Raw genomic sequence first — 25,987 nt, forward strand, 5'->3', positions numbered from 1 at the left:
CGCGTTAACGTAATGGAGTGCCGTGCGGCGACAATGGGCACGCCGCGCAGGCCTGACGTGTACGGACCGGCGGGCACGCTGAGACTCCAGTTGGGACAAATGTTACTTCTGTATAATTAATTTCGATTTGCCCATCGCAAAAATCGGATCGGTGAAGTGTCAATTATCAAAAATATTTGTTTTATATCAGTATATTATGATCTCCCGACCTCTTTCCCACCAAGATCGCAAATAGCAACAAAATTCCTTCTGTTCACCCCGTAGTGGGCAATTTCCCATCATCGATGGGCTGTCGATCAAACGGCCTTTGCCGTATTTTAGGTTTCCCAAGTAGACGGATCGCCGCCTGAAATTGGAGTGAGTGGTGCCATGACTGACGTGACGACGCCTGGTAAGGCCAACGGGCAAGACGGGCACCTGAAGCGGCCTGCGATCTCGTTCGAGTTCTTTCCACCCAAGACCGAGGAGATGGAGCGGAATCTCTGGGACACCATCAACCGGCTGGCCCCGCTCGACCCGAAATTCGTCTCGGTGACCTACGGTGCCGGCGGCTCGACCCGCGAGCGCACCCATTCCACCATCGCCCGCATCCTGAAAGAGACCGCGCTGCTGCCGGCGGCGCATCTGACCTGCGTTGGCGCCTCGCGCGGCGAGATCGACGAGATCGTCGACCGCTATCACGAGGTCGGCGTGCGCCACATCGTGGCCTTGCGCGGTGATCCCGTTGGCGGCATCGGCACGCCCTACTTCAGCCATCCCGACGGCTACCAGAGCTCGGCCGAGCTCGTCGCGGGGATCAAGAAGCGGCACGGCGATATCGAAGTGAGCGTGTCGGCCTATCCCGAGAAGCACCCCGAGGCGCGCGACTTCGACGCCGACATCGACACGCTGCAGGCCAAGGTCGATGCGGGTGCGACGCGCGCGATCACCCAGGTGTTCTTCGATAACGACCTCTACTTCCGCTACCTCGACCGCGTCCGCGCCCGCGGCATCAACATCCCGGTCGTGCCGGGCATCATGCCCATGCACAATTTCAAGCAGGCGAGAGCCTTCGTCACCCGCGCTGGCACCACCGTGCCGGACTGGTTCGCCGCGAAATTCGAAGGCCTCGACGACGACGCCGAGACCCGCAAGCTGGTGGCCGCAACCGTTGCGGCCGGCCAGGTGCAGAAGCTGGCCAAGCACGGCGTCGACACCTTCCACTTCTACACCATGAACCGCGCCGATCTCGTGTTCGCGATCAGCCATTTGCTCGGCATTCGCGCCAAGAGCGCGCAGAAAGCTGCGTAAGATCAGATGACCGTAGCCACCTCTCCCAAGCGAACTGCCCTGCTGAATGCCGCGCGCGAACGCATCCTCGTGCTCGACGGCGCCATGGGCACGATGATCCAGAATCTCCAGCTCGACGAGGCCGCTTTCCGCGGCGAGCGCTTCAAGACTTTTCATCGCGACCTGCGCGGCAACAACGATTTGTTGATCCTGACCCAGCCGCAGGCGATCGAGGACATCCACGCAGCCTATTTGCGTGCCGGCGCCGACATCGTCGCGACCAACACTTTCTCGACGACTTCGATTGCGCAGGCCGACTACGATCTCACCGATATCGTTTACGAGATGGCGCGTGAAGGCGCCCGCCTTGCAGGCAATGCGGCACGCCGTGTCGAGACCGAGGACGGCAAGCCGCGCTTCGTCGCCGGTGCCATCGGACCGACCAACCGCACCGCCTCGATCTCACCCGACGTTTCCAATCCGGGCTACCGCGCCGTCACCTTCGACGATTTGCGCAAATCCTATGGCGAGCAGATAAGTGGCCTGATCGACGGCGGCGTCGATCTGCTGCTGGTCGAGACCATCTTCGATACGCTCAACGCCAAGGCGGCGCTCTATGCGATCGCCGAGATCACCGAAGAGCGCGGCATCGACATGCCGGTGATGGTGTCAGGCACCATCACCGACAAATCCGGCCGCCTGCTCTCGGGTCAGATGCCGGAAGCGTTCTGGAATTCGGTGCGACACGCCAAGCCTGTTACCATCGGCTTCAACTGCGCGCTCGGCGCCGAAGACCTGCGCGCGCATATCGCCGATATCGGCCGCGTCGCCGACACGCTCGTGTGTGCCTATCCCAATGCCGGCCTGCCGAACGAGTTTGGCCAGTATGACGAGAGCCCGGAATACATGGCGCGCCTGATCGGCGAGTTCGCGCGCGACGGCCTCGTCAACATTGTCGGCGGCTGCTGCGGTACCACGCCGGATCACATCGCGGCGATTGCCGCCGCGGTGGCCCCGCACAAGCCGCGCATCGTGCCGGAGATCGCGCCGCGCTTGCGGCTCTCCGGCCTCGAGCCGTTCGTGCTGACGGATGCGATTCCCTTCGTCAATGTCGGCGAGCGCACCAACGTCACGGGATCGGCCCGCTTCCGCAAGCTGATCACCGCCGGCGACTACACCGCCGCGCTGCAGGTCGCGCGCGACCAGGTCGAGAACGGCGCGCAAATCATCGACGTCAACATGGACGAGGGCCTGCTCGATTCCGAAGCGGCGATGGTGACCTTCCTCAACCTCGTCGCCGCCGAGCCCGACATCGCTCGCGTTCCCGTGATGGTCGATTCCTCGAAATTCTCGGTGATCGAGGCCGGCCTGAAATGCGTGCAGGGCAAGCCGGTGGTCAATTCGATCTCGATGAAGGAAGGTGAGGACAAGTTCATTCACGAGGCCAAGATCGCGCGCCGCCATGGCGCGGCCGTCGTGGTGATGGCGTTCGACGAGGTCGGCCAAGCCGATACGTTCGCGCGCAAGACCGAGATCTGCAAGCGCGCCTACGACATCCTGGTCAACCGCGTCGGCTTCCCGCCTGAGGACATCATCTTCGATCCCAACATTTTTGCGATCGCGACCGGCATCGAGGAGCACAACAATTACGGCGTCGACTTCATCGAGGCGACGCGCTGGATCCGCCAGAACCTGCCGGGCGCGCATGTTTCGGGCGGCGTCTCCAACCTGTCGTTCTCGTTCCGCGGCAACGAGCCGGTGCGCGAGGCCATGCACTCGGTGTTCCTGTATCACGCCATCAAGGCGGGCATGGACATGGGCATCGTCAATGCCGGGCAGATGATCGTCTATGACGACATCGACCCCGAGCTGCGCCAGACCTGCGAGGACGTCGTCCTCAATCGCGATGCCGGCGCATCCGAGCGCCTGCTGGCGCTCGCGGAAAAATTCCGCGGCAAGAAGACGGAAGCTAAGGAAGCCGATCTCGCCTGGCGCGAATGGCCGGTGGAGAAGCGGCTGAGCCACGCGCTCGTCCATGGCATCACCGAATTCATCGAACAGGACACCGAAGAGGCCCGCAAACTGTCCTCGCGGCCGCTCGACGTCATCGAGGGCCCGCTGATGGCCGGCATGAACGTCGTCGGCGATCTCTTCGGTGACGGCAAGATGTTCTTGCCGCAGGTGGTGAAGTCCGCGCGCGTGATGAAGCAGGCGGTGGCTTACCTCATGCCGTTCATGGAGGAAGAGAAGGCGCGCAACCTTGCGAGCGGCATCGGCACCGAAGGCTCATCGTCCGCCGGCAAGATCGTGCTCGCGACCGTGAAGGGCGACGTCCACGACATCGGCAAGAACATCGTCGGCATCGTGCTCCAGTGCAACAATTTCGAGGTCATCGATCTCGGCGTGATGGTGCCGGCGGCAAAGATCGTCGAGACCGTGAAGGCGGAGAAGGCCGACATCGTCGGGCTATCCGGCCTGATCACGCCTTCGCTGGACGAGATGGCATTCTTCGCCGGCGAATTGCAGCGCGAAGGCCTGAAGCTGCCGCTCTTGATCGGCGGCGCCACGACCAGCCGCGTGCATACCGCGGTGAAGATCGACCCGAGCTATCGCGCCGGTCCGGTGGTGCATGTCAACGACGCCAGCCGCGCCGTCGGCGTCGCCTCGGCGCTGCTCTCGCCGGAGAAGCGCGAGGCCTATGCCGCCGAGGTGCGCGCCGAATACGCGAAGATTTCGGAGGCGCATCTGCGCGCGCAGGCCGACAAGAAACGGCTGAAGCTGGCGGACGCGCGCGCCAACCGGGTGCCGGTGGACTTTGCTGCGAACCAGCCGGTGAAGCCGACCTTCCTCGGCATCCGCAGCTTCGACGACTACGACATCGCCGAGCTCGTGCCTTACATCGACTGGACGCCGTTCTTCCAGACCTGGGAGCTCGCCGGACGCTTCCCCGCCATCCTCGACGACGCCAAGGTCGGCGAGGTCGCGCGCTCGCTCTATGACGATGCGCGCAAGATGCTCGACACCATCGTGAAGGAGAAGTGGTTTCGAGCGCGTGCGACCATCGGATTCTGGCCGGCGAATACTGAAGGTGACGACATCGTGCTCTATGCCGATGAAAGCCGGACCAAGGGCATCGCGACATTGCACACGCTGCGCCAGCAGCTCGAGAAGCGCGAGGGCCGCTTCAATGCCGCGCTCGCCGACTTCGTCGCGCCAGTCGGCACGGGCGTCGCCGACTATGTCGGCGGCTTCGTCGTCACCGCCGGCATCGGCGAAGACGCCGTCGCCGACCGCTTCAGAAAAGCCAATGACGACTACTCCTCGATCCTGTGCAAGGCGCTGGCCGACCGCCTCGCCGAAGCTTTCGCCGAGCGCATGCATGCCCGCGTCCGCCGCGAGTTCTGGGCTTATGCACCTAGCGAGGCGCTCACCAACGAGGAGCTGATCCTCGAGAAGTATCAGGGCATCCGCCCCGCGCCCGGCTATCCCGCGCAGCCCGATCACACCGAGAAGGCGACGCTGTTCGCGCTGCTCGATGCAGAAGCGACCGCCGGCGTGAAGCTGACCGAGAGCTTTGCGATGTGGCCGGGCTCCTCCGTGTCCGGGCTCTATTTCGCGAATCCCCAGAGCTATTATTTCGGCGTCGGCAAGATCGAGCGCGACCAGGTCGAGGATTACGCCGCGCGCAAGGGGATGAGCGTGGCGGAGACCGAGCGCTGGCTCGCGCCGGTGCTGAACTACATTCCCTCCCAGCAGGGCACCGACAAGGCCTTCGCGGCAACACCGGCGAATGACGAGATGCCGAAAGACCTCGCCTCGCATCCGCCGGGCTGCACCTGCGCGGTGCACCTGGTCTGGCAGAAGAAGCGCGCAGGGGCGGGGTAGGCGCACGGTGTCGTCCCGGCGAAGGCCGGGACCCATACCGCGTGATCTCGCGATCGCGGACGGTCGTAGACCGAACAACCAATCTTCGTCACACAACATCCTGTGGTTATGGGTCCCGGCCCCCCGCGCGCAATTGCGCGCTAGGCCGGGACGACGTCAGGGTGAGTAGCGCGCCCGACCATCACCAAAAAAATGAAAAAACAACCCCATGCACAGTAGGGATGGGGTTGAAAGGCCTGAACAATTTTATCGGAACTGCAGGGCCGAGCGAAATCGTCGACGACGGGACCACGACCGCCAGCATGCTTGACCCGTCGGGCAAAACACCTGTAACAATTCACCATCGCCTGCCGGGCCAGTTTCGCACTTCGCGATGCGAGTCACGTCGTTGTCGTACCAGCGGCGGCACGATCTCAAACGCATCCAGCTTCTGGCAACGCTCGCGCTACGGTGCGAGTGGTCCTAGCGTGCGCGCATTGAGCGCACTCGTACACGATCAAGACGGATTGCAGTCCCACAGCTCGCATCACCGGCTTGTGTTCGCGCGGGAACCGGAGGTGTGAACTGGATCACTTGCCGCTCAACCTAGATTCGATACTCTCTCGGCGTACTACCTTCAAACCGGTGGTTTGCTCGGGATCGAACATGAAACACGTCATTGCACTGTTCGTCGCTGCGATCACTCTTGTCGTGCTGCCCACGATTGCCGCGGCGGACTGTCCGAAAGGCTACGTGCCATGCGGCGAACGAAATCAGCTGTGCTGTCCGGGAAAGTAGCCGGCCGCAAATCGTTTTGGCTTGCTAGCGGAGTTTTTGTCGCGGTGGGACTGGTGATGATCGCAGCCTGGGCGGGATTCCCGCGAAAGAAGCAGACGATCACGGCCATCCTCTCCGAGACCGGATATTTTGAGGTGGTGCCGCCGAGCACGTTCGGCGGCCCTGGCACCATCAACACGATTGAGTATCTGAGCAACGGCCGGCTGGAGCTGCATCCGACTTGCGATGTCGATCCCGCGCTCCTGACCGGCAAGATCCAGAAATCGCCGACTGTGGACCGGGAGTTGAAGCAATCGCTGGAGAAGAATCTCGACGTGTCGGCACAGGTTAGGGACAAGCTATCCGCCGTCGCCGGCATGCAGCAGGTCGATTCGATCCACCTCAAGCTCGAGAACGCCAACATTCTGCTTGTTTCCGACGAGTCGCTGATGTCGACGCGCAATGCGTTGCTGAAGGCCGAATGCGCGGACGCGGTCACTCAGAACATTTCGAGCGGCGGCGTCGTGTGCCAGACCCGGTCCGTCCTCGAGGCCGACGTCGTCTACGAGATCAAATATCACAACAAGGTTTCGATGGAGGAACGGGCCAAGCTGACATCCGAGATCGCAGCCAAGCTTGACCTCGATGCACACCAGGGAGCGGACGACAAGGTGGCCGGCTCGCAACTGTTCTTCGGCATAAGGCTGTTGCCATATCCTATCCTTCTGGATTCTCCCAGCGGCAAGCCTAAGCCCTGTACGCGGGAGTAGGATCGACGCCGCGCGTTCACCCCTTCGGCGGCGCAAGCGGCTGCACGATCTCCTTGAACGGCGCCAGTGCCTCGCAGCGCTCGGCATGCGCGCTCAGCGCAGGATAGCGTGACGCGTCGAACAGCTGCGGATGCGCCTCGCGGGTGAAGCGGACGACGCAGGCGACTGCAACGTCGGCATGGCCGATGCGCGTCGCGAGCCAGTACGGCGTCGTCACCTTGGCGCGCTCGGCCTCCAGCACGGCGAGCACGTCCGCGATCTGCGCCTGGCAGCGCTCGACCCACAGCGCAAGCTGCTCCTTCCGCAGCACGCGCTCATAGAGCAGGCTCACCGCCTTGTCGCCGAGGCCGGAGGCGAGCGCGCAGATGCGCAAATGCTTGCGCCGCTCGGCGCCGCTGCGCGGCAGCATCGCCTTGTCGGGACCAACGAGCTCGTCGAGATAATCGAGGATGATCGTGCTCTCGATCAGCGCCTCGCCGTCATCGAGCACCAGCGTCGGCACGCGGCGCAGCGGATTATACGGCGCGATTCTGTCGGCATCGCCGAAGGTCGACCACGGCTTGTGCTCGAAGCCGAGGCCATAAAGCTTCAGCGCGATGGCGACGCGGCGGACGAAGGGGGAATCATATTGGCCGATCAGGAACATCGTTCTCGCTCTTCCCAATGGTTGGACACGGCAGGGCCGATCAGTGTCGACGACAAGACCGCTGCCGCGCAAGGAAGATCTTGGAAATGGAGCATTGCGCCGGTTGCAACAGCGCCCGCGGCAGCATCACTCGAAAGGGCACGTGCCGCGCGCTCAAAGGCCGTCCTGGATCGAGCGCTTGATGGCGGCGATCGCGGTCTCGTTGCGCTTGTACATCGTCCACTGCTTGATGCGCTTGGCGCGCACCAGCTTTGCGGCGGTCAGCACCCGCATGTGCTCGCTCACCGTCGGCGCGCTGACGCCGAGTTTCTCGGCGATCAGCAATCCGCAGACGCCGTCCTCGACCAGGTCGCCATCGGCCTGCTCGCGAAAATGCTTCCTGGGGTCGCGCAGCCATTCCAGGATCTGCAGGCGACGCTCGTTGGCGAGCGCGCGCAAGGCGACGGCAAATTTCATTTAGCCATTTTGCTAATTACCTAATTGATGTCAATACTCCGATACGCTATCAAGGACGGCTCATGACAGCGACAACGAACATCACACGGGAGCGGATTGCGGCGACCGAGGCCGTCATCCGCCCGCATATCAGGCGCACGCCGCTCGTTCAGGCCGATCTCGCCGATTTCGGTTTGCCGACCGCGCCCATCACGCTCAAGCTCGAGATGCTGCAGCATTCCGGATCGTTCAAGGCGCGGGGCGCCTTCGCCAACCTGCTGCTGCGGCAGGTGCCCGAGACGGGCGTCGTCGCCGCATCCGGCGGCAATCACGGCGCGGCGGTGGCTTATGCGGCGCAGCGGCTCGGCATTCCCGCCACGATCTTCGTGCCCGACATCACCTCGCCGGCCAAGGCCGAGCGGATCAGAGGCTATGGCGCCAAGCTCGTGATCGCGGGCAGCCGCTATGCCGATGCGCTCGCCGCAAGCGAAGCCCATGTCGCGCAGACCGGCGCGCTGGCCGTCCACGCCTACGACCAGGCCGAGACCCTGCTCGGCCAGGGCAGCGTCGGCCTGGAGCTGGAACAGGACGCGCCCGGCATCGACACGCTGCTGGTGGCGGTCGGCGGCGGCGGACTGATCGGTGGCATTGCCGCGTGGTTCGCCGGCCGGACGCGCATCGTCGCGGTCGAACCGGAGCAATCGCCGACCCTGCACGCCGCGTTCGAAGCGGGAGCCCCGGTCGATGCACCGGCGGGCGGTCTCGCCGCCGACAGCCTTGCGCCGCGGCGCGTCGGCGAATTGATGTTTCCGATCGCGCGCGCTCATGTCGAGCGCGTCATCCTCGTCAGCGATGATGCGATCCGGCAAGCACAGGCCGCCCTGTGGTCGCACCTGCGCCTGGTGGCCGAACCCGGCGGCGCAGCCGCCTTTGCCGCGCTGCTCTCCGGCCGCTACCGTCCCTCGCCCGGTGAGCGCGTCGCGGTCCTGGTCTGCGGCGCCAACACCACGGCGGTGAATTTCGACGGCTAGCTTCAGGGTGACATCATCGGGCTTCACGATAACCGCTCCATCCGGCGTACGTACGACGCCATCGCGCGTGATCAGCCAATTGAAAAAACGACGGCGACGCCTATACTCCGTCATTGCGAGCGCAGCGAAGCAATCCAGGATCTTTCTGCGGAGACAGTCTGGATTGCTTCGTCGCATCAGCGCAAAATTGCTTCGCAATTTTGTCGCGAGCTCCTCGCAATGACGGTGTCAAGGCGGTCATGCGCAGCGAAATCCGGGGTCAGCGCGTGAGAAAAACCCGGATTGCGCTCCGCTCCATCCGGGCTACGAAGTCTACCGCTACCCCTCCCCCTCATCGCTCGCCAGCACGCCCTTCACCGCGCGCGCCCAGCCGGCGAGCTTCCGCTCCCGCGTCGCCTGGCTCATGTTTGGCTTGAAGCGGTGCTCGAGGCGCCAATTGTCGGCGAATTTTGTCGGCTCGGGATAGACGCCCGCGTTGAGGCCGGCGAGATAGGCGGCACCGAGCGCCGTGGTCTCCTGGATCACGGGGCGGTCGACCGGCGCGTCGAGCAGATCGGCGAGGCGCTGCATGGTCCAGTCCGACGCCGTCATGCCGCCGTCGACGCGGAGCACGACGCTCGCGGTTTCCGAGCTCGGCCAGTCCGCGCGCATCGCCGCCCAGAGGTCAAAAGTCTGGTAGCAGACGCTTTCCAGCGCGGCGTGGGCGAGCTCGGCGGGGCCCGTGTTGCGGGTGAGGCCGAACAGCGCGCCGCGCACGCGCGGATTCCAATAGGGCGCGCCCATGCCGACGAAAGCGGGGACGAGATAGACGCTCTGCATGGAATCGGATTGATCCGCGAGCGGACCGGTCTCGGCGGCGTGCTTGATGATGCCAAGGCCGTCGCGCAGCCATTGCACCGCGCTGCCGGCGACGAAGATCGAGCCTTCGAGCGCGTAGGTGCGTTTTCCCCCGAGCTGATAGGCGACGGTCGTGAGCAGCTTGTTCTTCGACACCACCGGCGTGGTGCCGGTGTTGAGCAGCGCGAAGCAGCCGGTGCCGTAGGTCGACTTCATCATGCCCGGGCGGAAGCAGGCCTGGCCGATGGTCGCGGCCTGCTGGTCGCCGGCGATGCCGGAGATTGCGATGGCACCGCCGAACAGGTCCGGCGTGCTCTCGCCAAAGCGGGCGGAGGAATCCTTCACCTCGGGCAGCATCGAGCGCGGCACGCCGATGATCTCCAAGAGCTCGTCGTCCCACTGGCCGGTGTGAATGTTGAACAGCAGCGTGCGCGAGGCATTGGTGGCGTCGGTGGCGTGCACCTTGCCGCCGGTGAGGCGCCAGAGCAGATAGCAATCGACGGTGCCGAACATCAATTCGCCGCGGGCGGCGCGCGCTCGCGCGCCGGGGACGTGGTCGAGGATCCAGGCCACCTTGGTGCCGGAAAAATAGGGATCGATGATCAGGCCGGTCTTCTGCGAGATCACGGGCTCGCGGCCATCGGCCTTCAGCTTGGCGCAGATGTCGGCGGTGCGGCGGTCCTGCCAGACGATGGCGCGGTGCACGGCCTGCCCGGTGGCGCGGTCCCACACCACGGTGGTCTCGCGCTGGTTGGTGATGCCGATCGCAGCGATGTCCTTTGCGGTGATGCCGGCCTGCTCGATCGCCTCGCGGCACACCATCAGGGTCGAGGTCCAGATGTCCTCGGGCTCGTGCTCGACCCAGCCCGAAGCCGGAAAATGCTGCGGGAATTCGGCTTGCGCCTTCGCCGCGATGGAAATGTCGCTGCGAAACACGATCGCGCGCGAAGAGGTGGTGCCCTGGTCGATGGCGAGGACGAAAGACATGGCGGCTTACCCTGGCGTTCTGGCTTTTTCCCTGGAGGGATCATTGTGTCGCGCCAAAGGGAGCGGATTGGAGGCGGAAGGTCAAGGCTCGCTCTCGCTTACCCTCCCCTGGAGAGGGAGGGTCGACCGCGCAGAGCGCGGGCGGGGTGGGGTGAAGCCACAAAGGTGGTCTCGCTTAGGTCGACAGAACGAACGCCGCTGTTCATACAGGAGCACCGCATCTGCGGATGGTCTGTCACCCCACCCCGCCACGCATTTCGCTTCGCTGCATGCGTAGCGACCCTCCCCCTCCAGGGGAGGGTAAACAAGGGTGGCTACCGGCGGCGATGTTTCAAGGGTTCTGTCTCTGCCTCGCGCGACCCGTACAACTCGACATAGATGCGTTCGAGCACGGCGGTCAGATCGCTCGTAATCTCCGAATTCCAAAAGCGGATGACGCTGTAACCCTCATTCTCAAGCCAGCGTTGGCGCACGAGGTCACGCTTGGTCTCATCGTCTCCGTTGTGGTGACCGCCGTCGAGTTCGATGATGAGGCGCCTGGCTGGCAAGAAGAAGTCGACGACGTAAGGTCCGATTGGAGCTTGCCGGCGGAAGTGCGAGCCTTCGAGTGGGACTTCCTTGAGGGCGCGCCACAGGATCCGCTCATTCGGCGTGGTGTTGGCTCTCAGCTTCTTCGCGGCGGCGCGTCGGATCGATGTTGAGACCATTTGTGTGGCTTCACCCCACCCCGCTCGCGCTTTGCGCGAGCGACCCTCCCCCTCCAGGGGAGGGTAAGGGAAGCGCGCTCGCGGCACACTTGCAAGTAGTAAAAGCCTACACCGCCGCGGTCGTCACGCCGCCGTCGATGACGATGGTCTGGCCGGTCATGAAGCTCGATGCGTCCGAGGCGAGGTAGGCGACGGCGCCGGCGATTTCGTCGGGTTCGCCGATGCGGCGGAGCGGCGTGGTGGCGGTGCGGCGCTTCAGCATGGCTTCGTCTTCCCACAGCGCGCGGGCGAAATCGGTCTTGACGAGGCCGGGGGCGATGCAGTTGACGCGGACGCCTTTCGGGCCCCATTCGCCGGCGAGCGAGCGGCACAGCGCGAAGTCGGCAGCTTTCGAGATGCCGTAGGCGCCGATCACGGTGGAGCCGCGCAAGCCGCCGATCGAGGAGATGATGATGACGGAGCCGCCTCCGCACTCGGCCATTTGCGGGATCGCGAGCGCGGAGAGCCAGATGTTGCTCTTGACGTTGCTGCCCATAATCTTGTCGAAGGCTTCATCCGTAATGTCGAGCAACGGGCCGTAATACGGGTTCACCGCGGCGTTGCAGACGAGGATGTCGATCTTGCCGTAATGCTTGGTCGCACCTGCGATCAACGCCTCGACCTCGGTCTTGCGCGCGATGTTGCAGGGAATGACGATGGCATCGCCGCCGGCCGCAATGATGCCGTCGGCGACCTCCTTGCACGCGTCGGCCTTTCGCGAGGACACCACGACTTTTGCCCCGAGCTTTGCCAGCAGTTCAGCGGAGGAGCGGCCGATGCCGCGGCTGGAGCCGGTGACGACGGCGACCTTGCCGGTGAGATCGAACGGGGTGTTTTTCATTGTTGGGCTCCGCTATGGCCGCACACTCGGTGTCATCGCCCGACTTGATCGGGCGATCCAGTACTCTGCGGCTGAAGTTGCGTAAACGAATTGCCGCCGCGAAGTACTGGATGCCCCGGTCAAGCCGGGGCATGACAGTCTTCGTGTGGTCTAGATCAGCTCAGATCAACCCGCCCGCATCGGCGACGCGGCGCTGATGGTAGTCGGTGTCGCCAAAGCTGTTCTCGATCATGGTGAGGCGCTTGAAGTAGTGGCCGATCTTCGCCTCCATGGTCATGCCGATGCCGCCGTGGAGCTGGATCGACTGCTGGCCGACGAATTTCAGCGACTTGCCGATCTGCACCTTGGCGGCGGCGATCGCGTTGCTGCGCTCCCTAGCGTTCTCGAAATCGCTCGCCATGGTCGCAAACATCGACATCGATCTCGCCTGCTCAGCCGCGACGAACATGTCGGAGGCGCGGTGCTGCAGCGATTGGAACGAGCCGATCGCGACGCCGAACTGTTTTCGCGTTTTGATGTACTCGACGGTGGTCTTGAGCGTCTCGTCCATCAGCCCGACCGCCTCGGCGCAAAGCGCGACGCGGGCCTCGTCGACGACGCGCTCGATCAGCGCGAGCGAATCCTCGGGATTGCCGAGCACGGCCTCGGGGCCGACCTCGACGCCGGTGAAGGTGATGTCGGCAGCATGCAGGCCGTCCTGGGTCGGATAGCCCTTCTTAGCTACGCCCTTTGCATTGGCGGGAACCAGGAACACGCCGATGCCGCCATGATCGCGGCGCTCGCCCTTGGTGCGCGCGGTGACGATGAGGGTGTCGGCATTCTCGCCGTTGAGCACGACGAATTTCTCGCCGTCGATCACGTAGCCGTCGCCCTTCTTCTTCGCGGTCGTGGTGACATCGAACAGATCGTAGCGCGAGTTCTTCTCGAGCTGGGCAAACGCCAGCGTCTTGCTGCCGTCGATAAGCGAAGGCACGTGCGCTGCCTTCTGCGCGTCGGTGCCGGCATGGCGCAGGAAGCCGCCGCCGATCACCACCGTTGCGAGATAAGGCTCGAGCACCAGCGCCTTGCCGAGCGCCTCCATCACGATCATGGTCTCGACGCCGCCACCGCCGAAGCCGCCATCGGCCTCGCTGAAGGGGAGGCCGAGCAGGCCCTGCTCGGCGAGCTTGAGCCAGACGGCTTTGCTCCAGCCGCCCTTCTCGTTCATGTACTTCTTGCGGCTCTCGAAATCGTAGGAATCGGTCAAGAGGCCGTCGATGCTTTCCTTGAGAAGCCGCTGCTCCTCGGACAGATCAAAATCCATTTCTGTTTCCTCAAGTAACGAGTGTGTGCGTTGCGTGGGGCCCTTCTTCACCTCTCCCCCGTTTGCGGGGAGAGGTCGGATCGCCTCGGCGATGCGAAGCATCGTCCGGTGCGATCCGGGTGAGGGGGTACCGCTCTCTCGACGATCTCAAGCTCGGAGAGAGGCCCCTCACCCCGACCCTCTCCCCGCAAGAGCGGGGCGAGGGAGAAGGGAGATCACAGCCCCAGCACCGCCTTGGCGATGATGTTGCGCTGGATCTCGTTGGAGCCGCCGTAGATCGAGACCTTGCGGTTGTTGAAGTAGCTCGGCGCGATCTGGGCGGTCCAGTCCATGGCTTCGTTCGAGCCGTCGTCGCCGTGCACGTCGTAGGGCGCGGCGAACGGGCCGATCACTTCCATCAAGAGCTCGGTGGTGGTCTGCTGGATCTCGGAGCCCTTGATCTTCAGCACGGACGAAGCCGGATTGGGCTTGCCCTTGCCATGCTTGCCCTCGTCGGCGACGACGCGGAGTTGGGTGAGCTCGAGCGCCTTCAGCTCGATCTCACAGGCGGCGAGCTTCTCGCGGAAGGCGGGGTCCTGGATGATCGGCTTGCCAGCGGATTCCACCTTGGAGGCGAGATCCCTGATGCGGCGGATGCGCTCCTTGGAGACGCCGACGCGGGCGATGCCGGTGCGCTCATTGCCGAGCAGGAATTTTGCGTAGTCCCAGCCCTTGTTCTCCTCGCCGATCAAATTCTCGACGGGCACCTCGACGTCGTCGAAGAAGACCTCGTTGACCTCATGGCCGCCGTCGATGGTCTGGATCGGGCGCACGGTGACACCTTTCGACTTCATCGAGAAGACGATGAAGGAGATGCCCATCTGCTTCTTGGCGTTGTTGTCGGTGCGGCACAGGCAGAAGATCATGTCGGCGTGCTGGGCCAGCGTGGTCCAGGTCTTCTGGCCGTTGATGATCCATTTGTCGCCCTTGCGCTCGGCCTTGGTCTTGAGCGAGGCGAGGTCGGAGCCGGAGCCGGGCTCGGAGAAGCCCTGGCACCACCAATCGTCGACATTGGCGATGCGCGGCAAATACTTCTTCTTCTGCTCCTCGTTGCCGAAGGTGTAGATGACCGGGCCGACCATGCTGACGCCGAAGGCGAGAGGCTGCGGCGCCGGATAGGACTGCAGCTCCTCGTTGAAGATGTAGTGCTGCACGGATGTCCAGCCGGTGCCGCCATATTGCTTGGGCCAGTGACTGACGCCCCACCCCTTCTTGTTGAGGATGCGCCACCACGTCACCATCTCGTCCTTGCTGAGGTGACGGCCCTCGACCAGCTTGCGCCGCGTATCCGGCGGCACGTTGTCGCGGAAGAACTGCCGCACTTCCTCGCGAAACGCCTGCTCTTCTTTCGTGAATGCGAGATCCATCGGATCCTCCTACCCTTGTCGTCCCGGAAGGCCGGGACCCATAACCACCGGCCTTCGTTGTTTTGTGAAGGCCACTACCATCTGCGTTCCACACTCCTGCTGCGGAGTATGGGTCCCGGCCTCCGCCGGGACGACGTAACTACTACAACACCTCAAGAAGTCCGGCCGCGCCCATGCCACCGCCGACGCACATGGTGACGACGGCGTACTTCGCCTTGCGGCGGCGGCCTTCGATCAGGGCGTGGCCGGTGAGGCGCGCGCCCGACATGCCGTAGGGATGGCCGACCGCGATCGCGCCGCCGTCGACGTTGATTTTGTCGGGGTCGATGCCGAGCTTGTCGCGGCAATACAGCACCTGCACCGCGAAGGCTTCGTTGAGCTCCCAGAGGCCGATGTCGTCGACGGTAAGGCCGTGACGCTTGAGCAGGCGCGGCACAGCGAAGACCGGGCCGATGCCCATCTCGTCCGGCTCGCAGCCGGCGGAGACGAAGCCGCGGAAGATGCCAAGCGGCTTGAGGCCGCGCTTGGCGGCTTCCTTGTCGCTCATGATGACGGAGGCGCTGGCGCCGTCGGAGAGCTGGCTGGCATTGCCGGCGGTGATGGTGAAACCTTCGCCGCGCACGGGCTTGAGGCCGGCAAGGCCTTCGGCCGTGGTTTCGGGACGCGGACCTTCGTCTTGCGACAGCGTGACCTCTTTCATCGACACCGCACCGGTGGCCTTGTCGGTCACCGCCATCTGCGTGGTGATCGGCGCGAGCTCGTCCTTGAACTTGCCGCCCTGCTGCGCGGCGACGGTGCGGCGCTGGCTCTCCAGCGAATACTCGTCCTGCTTCTCGCGCGAGATGCCGTAGCGCTTGGCGACGATCTCGGCCGTGTCGATCATGGGCATGTAGACCTCGCCCTTGATCTTGAGCAGCGCCGGATCTTGCGCGTGGAAGCCGTTCATCTTGTCGTTCTGCACGAGGCTGATCGACTCGCCGCCGCCGCCGACCGCAATCTCAACGCCGTCGAAGATCACCGAGCGTGCGGCGAGCGCGATCGCCTGCAGGCCTGAGGCGCATTGCCGATCGATCGTGGTGCCGGCGACGGTGACGGGCAGGCCGGCGCGCAGCAGCGCCTTGCGCGCGATGTTGCCGCCGGTCGCGCCCTGCTGGAGGGCTGCGCCCATCACGACGTCCTCGATCTCCTTGGGATCGACCTTGGCGCGGGCGACGGCCTCGCCGATGGCGTGACCGAGCAGGGTCGCACCCTCGGTGGCGTTGAGCGCGCCGCGATAGGCCTTGCCGATCGGGGTGCGGGCGGTGGAAACGATGACGGCGTCGGTCAAGAGCGACCTCCTGATGCGGTTTTGGTGGATTGTGACGATTTCTGCTGCTGACGCAATTCGTGGCGCGACAGCTTTCCGACCGGCGTGCGCGGCAGATCGTCGACAAAGGCGACCTCGGCCGGCAATTCGTGCTTGCCGAGCTTCCCAGTGAGCTGGGTGCGCAGCTCGTCGAGCGAGAACGGTTTTGCGTCGGGCCTCAGCTTGATGAAGGCTTTTGCGGCCTCGCCGCGATACTGGTCGGGAATGCCGAGCACGATCACCTCGTGCACGCCGGGGATGGTGTAGATCGCCTGCTCGATCATCTGCGGATAGACGTTGAAGCCGCCGGAGATGATCATGTCCTTCTTGCGATCGACCAGGAAGAAATAGCCGTCCGCATCCATGTAGCCGATGTCGCCGGTGAGGAAGCGGCCGTCGACGAAGGCATCAGTCGATCCCTCCGGCTTGTTCCAGTAGCCCTTGGTGACGTTCGGGCCCTTGATGCGGATCTCGCCGACCTCGCCCGGCGGCAGCACGCGTCTCGGATCGTCCAGCGCGACGACGTCGAGCTCGATGCCCGGCAGCATCAGGCCGATCGAGCCGGGCTTGTCGGGGCCAACAGGCGGATGGCCGGTGCCGGGCGAGCAGGTCTCCGTCATGCCCCAGCCGCTGCGCAGCTTCTTGCCGACCTTGCGCTCGAAGAAGCTCGCGATCTCCACCGGCAGCGGCGCGCCGCCGGAGCCGATGCTGGCGAGCGAGGAGAAATCGCGCTTGTCGAGATCGGGCAGCGCGGCGATCGCGATCCACATCGTCGGTACGCCCGGAAAATATGTCGCGCGCTTGACCTCGATGTCGCGCATCACGGCCTCGACGTCGAAGCGCTGATGCAGCGAGATCAGATTGCCGCGGCGGAGCGAGGACAAGAGCACGACGGTGAGCGCGTAGATGTGGAACAGCGGCAGCACGCAGATCACGCGCTCGACGACATCGCCGCGCGCGGCGCGCGCCGGCTTGCCCCAGACGTCGTAGATCGACACCGCGGAGGTGAGATTGCCATGGGTGAGCATGGCACCCTTGGGCAGGCCGGTGGTGCCGCCGGTATATTGCAGCAGCGCAACGTCGTCGGCCGTGACGGATGGCCACTCTGCCGGTGCGGCCGCGCCCTCGACGAAGGCTTTGAACGTGACGATGCGGGGATCCCTGGGGATCGCCGCCTGCGGCGTGCCGACCTTGCCCCAATCATCGTCCTCGCAGACGACGAGGCGATCGATCAGCCCCTTCTCCAAAAATTTCAGCGCCGTCGGCAGCAGCGCTGCGAGGTTGGAGGTGACCAGCAGGCGCGAGCCTGAGTCTGACACCTTGTGCGTCAACGCGATCTCGCCGTCGAGCGGCGACAGATGCGCGACGCGGGCGCCGGCCTTGAGCGCGCCGAAGAAATTGACGGGATGATCCGGCGTGTTGCCGAGGAACAGCGCGACGGAGCTGTTCTTGCCACAGCCGGCGCGCAGGAACGCCGCGGCGGCGCGCTCGGCCATCGCGGCGAGCTCGGTATAACTGATCGGACGGTCCCGGAATTCCAGCGCGGTGCGCGGACCGTAATCGGCGGCGGCCTTTGCCAGCAGGTCCGGAAGCGTGCCCTGGACGATGGTATCGTCCCACCGCACGCCCTCGGGATAAAACTGTTCGCCGGGATGGGTCATTCTCTGCACCACAATCAGTCGTCATTCCGGGGCGCGACAAAGTCGCGAGCTACGATGCGCAATTGTGCATCGGAGAATCCATCAGGCAGCACCCTCAAAGGCGGAATGGATTCCGGGCCTGGCCCTTCGGGCCATTCTCCGTTGCGCAATTGCGCAACGGAGAATGACGCCCAGAGAGGCAGCGGCCATCACGCCGCTTTCGACGCCGCCGCCAGTGACGCGAACGTCTTGCCCTCCGCCGCGAGCTTCTTCAGCAGCGGTGCGGGCTCGAGGCTTGGGTCATTGGTCTCCTTGGCATAGAACGACAGGCGATCGGCGATGTGCTTGAGGCCGACGCTGTCGGCCCAGAACATCGGGCCGCCGCGGTAGATCGGCCAGCCATAGCCGTAGAGCCAGACCACGTCGATGTCGGAGGGACGCGCCGCGATGCCCTCTTCGAGGATCTTCGCGCCCTCGTTGATCATCGGATACATCATGCGCTCGAGGATCTCCTCGTCGCTGACGACGCGCTTCTTGCGACCGAGACGCAGCAGCGTCTCGTCGATCAGCTTCTCGACCTCGGGATCCGGCAGCGGCGCGCGCGAGCCTGCCTCGTACTTGTAGTAGCCCTTGCCGGTCTTCTGGCCGAAGCGGCCGGCTTCGCACAACGCGTCCGCGATCTCCGACTTGATGCCGCGATCTTTCCGCGACCGCCAGCCGATGTCGAGGCCGGCGAGATCGCCCATCGCGAACGGCCCCATCGGCATGCCGAACTTGGTCACGACAGCATCGACCTGCTGCGGCAGCGCACCTTCGAACAGCAGCTTCTCGGACTGCTTGCCGCGCTGGGCGAGCATGCGGTTACCCACAAAACCGTCGCAGACGCCGACCACGGCCGGCACCTTGGCGATCTTGCGCGCGATGGTGACGGCGGTCACCAGTGCGTCCGGCGCGGTCTTGTCGGCGCGCACGATCTCGCAGAGCTTCATGACGTTGGCCGGCGAGAAGAAGTGCATGCCCAAAACGTCCTGCGGACGCTTGGTCGACTTCGCGATCTCGTCGATGTTGAGATACGAGGTGTTGGAGGCGAGCACCGCGCCGGGCTTGGCGTACTGGTCGAGCTTGCCGAACACTTCCTTCTTCACCGCCATGGTCTCGAACACGGCCTCGATGACGAGGTCGGCATCGCCGACATTCTCGATGCCAACGACGCCGTTGATCAAAGCCATGCGCTTGGCGGGCGCATCGGCCGGGATGCCGCCGCGCGCCGCGGTGGCTTCCCAGTTCTTCTGCATGACGCCCATGCCACGCTTGAGCTGCTCCTCGCCGGTCTCGATCAGGGTAACGGGGATGCCCGCATTGGCAAACGACATCGCAATGCCGCCGCCCATGGTGCCGGCGCCGAGAATGGCAACACGGTTGACCGAGCGCGACTTGGTCCCATCAGGGACACCCGCGATCTTGGCAGCCTCGCGCTCGGCGAAGAAGGCATAACGCTGCGCCTTGGACTGGTCACTGGCGACGAGCTTGAGGAAGCCCTCGCGCTCCTTCTTCAGACCTTCGTCGAACGGTAGGTCAATGGCGTAGCCGACGGCGTCGGCCGCCGCGAACGGCGCTTCCAGGCCGCGCGACTTCTTGGTCATGGCCGCAACGGCATTGGTGAAGATCGAACGGTCGGCCTTGGCCGCAGCGAGCTTGGAATCGTCGTCGCGCAGGCGCCGCAGCGGGCGCTTCTCGGCCAGCAGCTTGCGCACGAAGGCCTCGCCGCCCGAGGCCGGACCTTCGATGATCTCCTCGATCAGGCCGTTCTTCAGCGCTTCCGCAGCACCAATGGGATCACCGCCGACGATCATCTTGACCGCGAGCTCGGGTCCGACCGCGCGCGGCAGGCGCTGGGTGCCGCCGGCGCCCGGCAACAGGCCGAGCTTCACCTCGGGCAGGCCGAGCTTGGCTTCTTTCACCGCAACGCGGTAATGACAGGCGAGCGCGACCTCGAGGCCGCCGCCGAGCGCGGTGCCGTGGATCGCGGCGACCACCGGCTTCGGCGAATTCTCGATCTCGGACAGCACGTCGTTGAGGGCGGGCGGCTTCGGCGGCTTGCCGAATTCGGTGATGTCGGCGCCCGCAATGAAGGTGCGGCCGGCGCAGGTCAGAACGATGCCCTTGATCGCGGGATCCGCGACCGCGGCCTTGATGCGCTCCAAGATGCCGCCGCGGACCGCGGCACTCAGCGCATTGACCGGAGGGCTGTCGACCGTAACGATCCCGACTTCATCATGACGCTCAAGCTTGACCACTTCGCTCACGGTGTCCCTCCTTGGTGGGGATTTAATTTTGTTCGATTTCGCGGTGCGGAATTTAATTCCGCATCTTGACGGCAGGGTTATTTTGAAGCACGGACGTTGTCAACGACTCCGCGCAAGAAGCAGATCAGGGATGAAGCGTACAGGCAAGAAGACCGCGACCGACCGGAATTTCGTCGTCGCGCTTTCCCGCGGACTGGACGTATTGCGCGCATTCCAACCCAATGACGGCCTTCTCGGCAATCAGGAGATCGCGGCGCGGACAAATCTGCCCAAGCCGACCGTGTCGCGGCTGACTTATACGCTGACGAAGCTCGGCTATCTGACGCCGGTTCCCCGTTTCGAGAAGTACCAGCTCGCACCCGCGGCGATGTCGCTCGGTTACGCCGCGCTCGCCAATCTCGGCGTTCGGCATTTGTCCGAGCCGTTCCGCGAGGACGTGATGCGCGCGACCGGCGGAGCGGTTGCCGTCGGCGGCCGCGACCGTCACAGCATGATCTATTTCGGGCAGAGCCGCGGCAGCGAGACGGTCGGGGTTCAACTTGACGTCGGCTCGCGCGTGCCGATTGCAACCAGTGCGATGGGTCGCGCCTATTTCTGGGCGCTCGACGCCGATGATCGCGCAGAGCTCTCGCGTCTCTTGCGCGAGCATTACGGCAGCCGCTGGCCAAAGATGCGCGATGGATTGGAACGCTCCGGCGAGACCGTGGCGAAATACGGCTTTGCGATTTCCGTCGGCGACTGGCACGACGACATCGGCGCCGCCGGCGTCGCGCTCAAGCTCAACGACGGAACCGGACCCTACGCATTCAATTGCGGCGCGCCCGCATTCCGTTTCACGGAAGAGCGTTTGATCAACGACATTGGACCGCGTCTGCTTGCGATGGTAAGGAACATCGAAGCGGCACTCGGGGGTCTGATGCCGCATTCAAAAAAAGACGTCAGCAAAAAGCTGAAATCAGGAGGAAAAGTTGCGCGTGTGGCCGAGGGATTCAGATAGCCTTTGTCATCATCGGGAGCGGTCCGCATCGCCCCTTCGCCCACTGCTCAGTGTGGGCGAGACGAGATGACGCAGGCACAGCTCGCGCGGGGGACATCGCCCCTGCTCGCGGTTCGCGACGTCAGCGTCGTGTTCGGCGGCATCATCGCGCTCAACGGCGTGTCCTTCGACATGCACAAGGGACAGATCCTCGGATTGATCGGCCCCAACGGCGCCGGCAAGACCACGCTCTTCAACTGCCTGTCCCGGCTCTACCAGCCGTCGTCCGGCGACATCCTGATGGAAGGCGTGAGCATCCTGTCGCGGCCGCCGCACCGGATCGCCGAGATCGGCATCGGCCGCACCTTCCAGAACGTGGCGCTATTTCCGAATCTCTCGGTGATGGACAATGTCCGTGTCGGCGCCCATTCGAAGACCTCCAGCGACATCGTCAGCGACTCTCTGAAATTGGCCTGGGTCCGGCGCAGCGAAACCAGCGTCAACAAGAAGGTGCACGAGATCCTCGCCTATCTAGACCTCGAGAATGTCGCCCACACTGTCGTCTCCGGCCTGCCCTTCGGCACACAGAAGCGCGTCGAGCTGGCCCGTGCGCTGGCGGCCGACCCGAAGATCCTGCTGCTCGACGAGCCGGCCGGCGGCCTCAACCACGAAGAGGTCTATGTGCTCGGCGACCTCATTCGCCGCATCCGCGACGATCGCCACATGACCGTGCTGCTGGTCGAGCACCACATGGGCCTCGTGATGTCGATCGCCGACCACGTCGTCGCGCTCAATTTCGGCAAGAAGCTCGCGGAAGGCACGCCTGCCCAGGTGCAGGCGGACCCGGACGTCATCAAGGCCTATCTCGGGAGCAAGGACCAATGACGACGCTGCTCAACGTCAAGGACCTGCGCGCCTATTACGGCCAGGTCCAGGCGCTCCATGGCCTGTCCTTCTCGCTCAACGAGGGCTCGCTGACGACGCTGCTGGGTGCCAACGGCGCCGGCAAGACCACGACGCTGCGCGCGATCTGCAACATGGTGCGCTCGACCGGCGGCATCGAGTTCGACGGCAAGCCGCTGAACAACCGCTCGACCGAGAACATCGTGCGGTTCGGCATCGCCCATGTGCCGCAGGGTCGCGGCACCTTCACCACCATGACGGTGGAGGAGAACCTCCAGCTCGGGGCCATTACCCGCAAGGACAGCGCCGGCATCGTCTCCGACATCGAGCGCATGTATGCGCATTTCCCTGTGCTGAAGCAGCGGCACACCCAGCAGGCCGGCACGCTGTCCGGCGGCGAGCAGCAGATGCTTGCGGTGGCCCGCGCGCTGATGCTGAGGCCACGGCTGATGCTGCTCGATGAGCCATCCTTCGGCCTTGCGCCGCTGGTGGTCCGCGACCTGTTCGGCATCCTCGGCAAGATCAACCGCGAGGACAAGGTCACGATCCTGGTGGTCGAGCAGAACGCCCAGCTCGCGCTCGAACTCGCCGACCATGCCTATGTGATCGAGACCGGCCGCATCGTGATGTCGGGCAAAGCCAAGGACATCGCGAACAACGAAGAAATCCGCAAATCCTATCTGGGTTACTGAGGGAGCCGGGACAATGGAGCTGTTCACCAACCAGGTCCTGGCCGGGATTGCCACCGGCGCGATCTATGCCTGCATGGCGCTCGCCGTGGTCATGATCTACCAGGCGATCGACCATCTCAACTTCGCGCAAGGCGAGATGGCGATGTTCTCGACCTTCATCTCCTGGCAGTTGATGCAATGGGGCGTGCCCTATTGGGTCGCTTTCGTCCTTACGTTGGCTTTCGCGTTCGCAGGAGGCATCGCCATCGAGCGCATCCTGTTCAAGCCGCTCGCCAAGGCGCCGATCCTGACCAATGTTGCCGGCTTCATCGCGCTGTTCGCCATCATCAACTCCTCGGCCGGCCTGATCTGGGATTTTACCATCAAGCAATATCCGACCCCGTTCGGCTCCTCGCCGTTCCTGGGTAGTCAGCTGATCTCGACCCACCAGGCCGGCATGATCGGTGTCACCCTGCTGCTCCTGGTCGCGCTCTACTTCTTCTTTCAGTACACGCGGATCGGGCTCGCAATGCGGGCGGCCGCCTCGTTACCTGAATCGGCGCGGCTCGTCGGCATCAACACGAGCTGGATGATCGCGCTCGGCTGGGGCATGGCTTCTGCCATCGGCGCGATTGCCGGCATGCTGATCGCGCCGGTCGTGTTCCTGGAGCCCAACATGATGGTCGGCGTCCTGCTTTATGGCTTTGCTGCGGCGGTGCTGGGCGGTCTGTCGAGCCCGTTCGGCGCTGTGGTCGGCGGCTTCCTGATGGGCATCTTCGAAAACCTCGTCGGCACCTACATTCCCGGCGTCGGCAACGAGCTGAAACTTCCGATCGCGCTTGCGCTGATCATTTCCGTCCTGGTCGTCAAACCCGCTGGCCTGTTCGGCCGGCACATCGTCAAGCGAGTTTGATCATGAGCGCAGCAGAAGAAGTCGTCGCGGAAGGCCACGAGACGGTCGAAGCCGTTCCGAAGCGGGCCATGACGCTGAGCACGACCACCTCGCTGGTCGTGCTGGCTGCACTGCTAATCGCGCCCGTCTTCGTCAAGAACTTCATCATCTTCCAGATGACGATGCTGCTGATCTACGGGCTTGCGGTGCTGGCGCTGAACATCCTGACCGGCGGCTCCGGCCAGTTCTCGCTCGGCCAGAGCGCCTTCTATGCCGTCGGCGCCTATACGACCGCGGTGTTGATGGAGTACTTCAACGTCAACTACGCGCTGACGCTGCCGATCGCCGGAGTCGTCTGCTTCGGCTTCGGCTTCCTGTTCGGGCAGCCGGCGCTGCGGCTTTCCGGCGTTTACCTCGCGCTCGCGACCTTCGCGCTCGCCACAGCTATGCCGCAACTGCTCAAGCTTAACTTCCTCGAGCACTGGACCGGCGGCGTGCAGGGTCTCGTCGTCACCAAGCCGGACGCGCCGTTCGGGCTGCCGATGTCGCAGGACATGTGGCTCTATTACTTCACGCTTGCGGTCACGCTCGCGATCTACGTCTTCTCGGTGAACCTGCTGCGCTCCCGCTCGGGACGCGCCTTCATGGCGATCCGCGACAACGAGATCGCGGCGTCCTCGATGGGCGTCAATGTCGCGCTCTACAAGACGCTGGCGTTTGGCGTGTCCGCCGGCATCACCGGCATCGCCGGCGCTTTGGGTGCGATCGCGGTGCAGTTTGTGGCGCCGGACAGCTTCACGATCAACCTCGCGATCTCGCTGTTCCTCGGCATGGTCGTCGGCGGCGTGGGCTGGCTGCCCGGCTCGTTCGTCGGCGCGGCCTTCATCATCTTCGTGCCGAACATCGCGGAGGGCATCTCCAAGGGCCTCTCCGGCGCAGTGTTCGGCGTGCTCCTGTTCCTCGTCATCTACCTCGTGCCGCATGGCGCAAGGCAGCTCGCGATCCTGGGCCAGCAACTTTCCGGCAAGCTCAGAAAGACCTGAATACCTCTCATCACGACAGTCGTTTAACGAAGGAGACCGAATTGCTTTTTGGAAGAACACTGCGAGCCGCCGCGCTGGTCACGGCAACGGCGGCCATTGCCCTCACCTCCGGCGCTGCACTCGCCCAAAAGAAATACGACACCGGCGCGTCCGATACCGAGATCAAGATCGGCAACATCATGCCGTACAGCGGTCCGGCGTCGGCCTATGGCATCATCGGCAAGACCGAAGAAGCCTATTTCAAGATGATCAACGACAAGGGCGGCATCAACGGCCGCAAGATCAACTTCGTCACCTATGACGACGCCTATTCGCCGCCGAAGGCGGTCGAGCAGGTCCGCAAGCTCGTCGAGAGCGACGAGGTGCTGGCCGTGTTCAACCCGCTCGGTACGCCGTCGAACAGCGCGATCCAGAAATACCTGAACGCCAAGAAGATCCCGCAGCTCTTCGTCGCCACCGGCGCCACCAAGTGGAACGACCCGAAGAACTTCCCCTGGACCATGGGCTGGCAGCCCTCCTACCAGAGCGAAGCGCAGATCTACGCGAAATGGCTAATGAAGGAAAAGCCGGACGCCAAGGTCGCGATCCTCTACCAGAACGACGATTTCGGCAAAGACTACCTCAAAGGCACCAAGGACGGCCTCGGCGCCAAGGCCTCGTCCATGATCATCATGGAAGAGAGCTACGAGGTGTCCGAGCCGTCGATCGACGGACATATCGTCAAGATCAAGGCCGCCAATCCCGACGTGCTGCTGATCTATGCGACGCCGAAGTTCGCGGCCCAGACCATCAAGAAGACCGCCGAGCTCAGCTGGAAACCGCTCCAGATCCTCACCAACGTGTCGATCTCGGTCGGCAGCGTGATGAAGCCGGCCGGCTTCGAGAACGCTCAGGGCGTGCTGTCGGCGGCCTATGCCAAGGACTCGACGGATCCGCAGTGGAACAACGACCCCGGCATGAAGAAGTGGAACGAGTTCGTCGACAAGTACATGCCGGGTGCCGACAAGACCGACACCGCCATGGTCTACGGCTATGGCGCAGCGTCGACCCTGGCCAAGGTCCTGGAGCTGTGCGGTGGCGATCTGACCCGCGCCAACCTCATGAAGCAGGCAGCGTCGTTGAAGGACTTTGCTCCGGACACGTTGCTGCCGGGCGTCAAGATCAACACCAGCGCCACCGACTTTGCCCCGATTGCGCAGCTCCAGATGCAGCGCTTCAAGGGCGAGAAGTGGGAACTTTTCGGCGAGATCATCAGCGGCGACGTCGCCTCCGAATGACACGCTGACGCAACAATTCAAG

Annotated in this window: 20 protein-coding genes; 10 read left to right on the plus strand and 10 right to left on the minus strand. The window is 64.0% G+C overall.

Translation table 11 applies throughout. The features are described 5' to 3' along the window. Positions 1 to 369 precede the first annotated feature (369 nt). The 3 genes from metF to ACR9YP_RS00855 all read left to right on the plus strand — a co-directional run bounded on the left by metF (position 370) and on the right by ACR9YP_RS00855 (position 6,680). Positions 370 to 1,290 (plus strand): methylenetetrahydrofolate reductase [NAD(P)H], encoded by a 921-nt coding sequence (gene metF / locus ACR9YP_RS00845; protein WP_438104586.1) that lies wholly within the window; start codon positions 370 to 372, stop codon positions 1,288 to 1,290. 6 nt (positions 1,291 to 1,296) lie between these two features. After that, positions 1,297 to 5,154 (plus strand): methionine synthase, encoded by a 3,858-nt coding sequence (gene metH, locus ACR9YP_RS00850; RefSeq protein ID WP_474218809.1) that lies wholly within the window; start codon positions 1,297 to 1,299, stop codon positions 5,152 to 5,154. Positions 5,155 to 5,987: 833 nt separating this feature from the next. Next, positions 5,988 to 6,680, plus strand: coding sequence for a hypothetical protein (locus ACR9YP_RS00855; RefSeq protein WP_474218810.1), 693 nt, complete (start codon positions 5,988 to 5,990; stop codon positions 6,678 to 6,680). Between the two features lie 16 nt (positions 6,681 to 6,696). Here the strand turns inward: ACR9YP_RS00855 and ACR9YP_RS00860 are convergent, their stop codons facing one another. Together ACR9YP_RS00860 and ACR9YP_RS00865 are read right to left on the minus strand one after the other, a co-directional pair. After that, positions 6,697 to 7,326, minus strand: coding sequence for a glutathione S-transferase family protein (locus ACR9YP_RS00860; protein ID WP_370987958.1), 630 nt, complete (start codon positions 7,324 to 7,326; stop codon positions 6,697 to 6,699). A 153-nt stretch (positions 7,327 to 7,479) separates the two neighbouring features. Then, entirely contained in the window at positions 7,480 to 7,782 is a 303-nt protein-coding gene (locus ACR9YP_RS00865; RefSeq protein WP_018318809.1) for an ArsR/SmtB family transcription factor, read from the minus strand. 62 nt (positions 7,783 to 7,844) lie between these two features. On the opposite strand from ACR9YP_RS00865, the gene ACR9YP_RS00870 reads away from it, so the two are divergent. Further along, positions 7,845 to 8,792: a threonine/serine dehydratase gene (locus ACR9YP_RS00870; RefSeq protein WP_474218811.1), complete on the plus strand. Its 948-nt coding sequence runs from the start codon at positions 7,845 to 7,847 to the stop codon at positions 8,790 to 8,792. A 318-nt stretch (positions 8,793 to 9,110) separates the two neighbouring features. Here the strand turns inward: ACR9YP_RS00870 and glpK are convergent, their stop codons facing one another. The 8 genes from glpK to ACR9YP_RS00910 all read right to left on the minus strand — a co-directional run bounded on the left by glpK (position 9,111) and on the right by ACR9YP_RS00910 (position 20,203). Further along, positions 9,111 to 10,616, minus strand: a complete 1,506-nt coding sequence (gene glpK, locus ACR9YP_RS00875; protein WP_474218812.1) for a glycerol kinase GlpK — start codon at positions 10,614 to 10,616, stop codon at positions 9,111 to 9,113. Between the two features lie 314 nt (positions 10,617 to 10,930). Beyond that, positions 10,931 to 11,323, minus strand: a complete 393-nt coding sequence (locus ACR9YP_RS00880) for an endonuclease domain-containing protein (RefSeq protein WP_438104580.1) — start codon at positions 11,321 to 11,323, stop codon at positions 10,931 to 10,933. 106 nt (positions 11,324 to 11,429) lie between these two features. Then, positions 11,430 to 12,203: an SDR family NAD(P)-dependent oxidoreductase gene (locus tag ACR9YP_RS00885; RefSeq protein WP_438104578.1), complete on the minus strand. Its 774-nt coding sequence runs from the start codon at positions 12,201 to 12,203 to the stop codon at positions 11,430 to 11,432. A 160-nt stretch (positions 12,204 to 12,363) separates the two neighbouring features. Continuing rightward, positions 12,364 to 13,506 carry a pimeloyl-CoA dehydrogenase small subunit gene (gene pimD, locus ACR9YP_RS00890; protein WP_474218813.1) on the minus strand — a complete coding sequence of 381 codons (1,143 nt, stop codon included), beginning with the start codon at positions 13,504 to 13,506 and terminating at the stop codon, positions 12,364 to 12,366. A 215-nt stretch (positions 13,507 to 13,721) separates the two neighbouring features. After that, on the minus strand, positions 13,722 to 14,912 hold the full coding sequence (pimC, locus tag ACR9YP_RS00895) for a pimeloyl-CoA dehydrogenase large subunit (RefSeq protein ID WP_370987952.1): 1,191 nt from the start codon (positions 14,910 to 14,912) through the stop codon (positions 13,722 to 13,724). 142 nt (positions 14,913 to 15,054) lie between these two features. After that, positions 15,055 to 16,239, minus strand: a complete 1,185-nt coding sequence (locus ACR9YP_RS00900; protein WP_438104576.1) for an acetyl-CoA C-acyltransferase — start codon at positions 16,237 to 16,239, stop codon at positions 15,055 to 15,057. After that, complete coding sequence (gene pimA, locus ACR9YP_RS00905) at positions 16,236 to 17,918, minus strand: dicarboxylate--CoA ligase PimA (protein ID WP_474218814.1); 1,683 nt, start codon at positions 17,916 to 17,918, stop codon at positions 16,236 to 16,238. Before pimA ends, ACR9YP_RS00900 begins: the two co-directional genes overlap by 4 nt. Before the next feature lie 188 nt (positions 17,919 to 18,106). Then, positions 18,107 to 20,203 (minus strand): 3-hydroxyacyl-CoA dehydrogenase NAD-binding domain-containing protein, encoded by a 2,097-nt coding sequence (locus ACR9YP_RS00910; RefSeq protein WP_438104575.1) that lies wholly within the window; start codon positions 20,201 to 20,203, stop codon positions 18,107 to 18,109. Positions 20,204 to 20,333: 130 nt separating this feature from the next. On the opposite strand from ACR9YP_RS00910, the gene ACR9YP_RS00915 reads away from it, so the two are divergent. The 6 genes from ACR9YP_RS00915 to ACR9YP_RS00940 all read left to right on the plus strand — a co-directional run bounded on the left by ACR9YP_RS00915 (position 20,334) and on the right by ACR9YP_RS00940 (position 25,965). Further along, positions 20,334 to 21,200, plus strand: coding sequence for an IclR family transcriptional regulator (locus ACR9YP_RS00915; protein WP_370987948.1), 867 nt, complete (start codon positions 20,334 to 20,336; stop codon positions 21,198 to 21,200). A 66-nt stretch (positions 21,201 to 21,266) separates the two neighbouring features. Further along, positions 21,267 to 22,064, plus strand: coding sequence for an ABC transporter ATP-binding protein (locus tag ACR9YP_RS00920; RefSeq protein ID WP_091890387.1), 798 nt, complete (start codon positions 21,267 to 21,269; stop codon positions 22,062 to 22,064). Beyond that, positions 22,061 to 22,774: an ABC transporter ATP-binding protein gene (locus tag ACR9YP_RS00925; RefSeq protein WP_370987947.1), complete on the plus strand. Its 714-nt coding sequence runs from the start codon at positions 22,061 to 22,063 to the stop codon at positions 22,772 to 22,774. Before ACR9YP_RS00920 ends, ACR9YP_RS00925 begins: the two co-directional genes overlap by 4 nt. Positions 22,775 to 22,787: 13 nt before the next feature. Further along, positions 22,788 to 23,666, plus strand: a complete 879-nt coding sequence (locus tag ACR9YP_RS00930) for a branched-chain amino acid ABC transporter permease (protein ID WP_091890393.1) — start codon at positions 22,788 to 22,790, stop codon at positions 23,664 to 23,666. 2 nt (positions 23,667 to 23,668) lie between these two features. Further along, positions 23,669 to 24,688, plus strand: coding sequence for a branched-chain amino acid ABC transporter permease (locus tag ACR9YP_RS00935; protein WP_091890396.1), 1,020 nt, complete (start codon positions 23,669 to 23,671; stop codon positions 24,686 to 24,688). Positions 24,689 to 24,729: 41 nt separating this feature from the next. Further along, on the plus strand, positions 24,730 to 25,965 hold the full coding sequence (locus tag ACR9YP_RS00940) for an ABC transporter substrate-binding protein (protein ID WP_438104572.1): 1,236 nt from the start codon (positions 24,730 to 24,732) through the stop codon (positions 25,963 to 25,965). Positions 25,966 to 25,987 lie beyond the last annotated feature (22 nt).

It is taken from the genome of Bradyrhizobium sp. BR14999 (assembly GCF_056106085.1).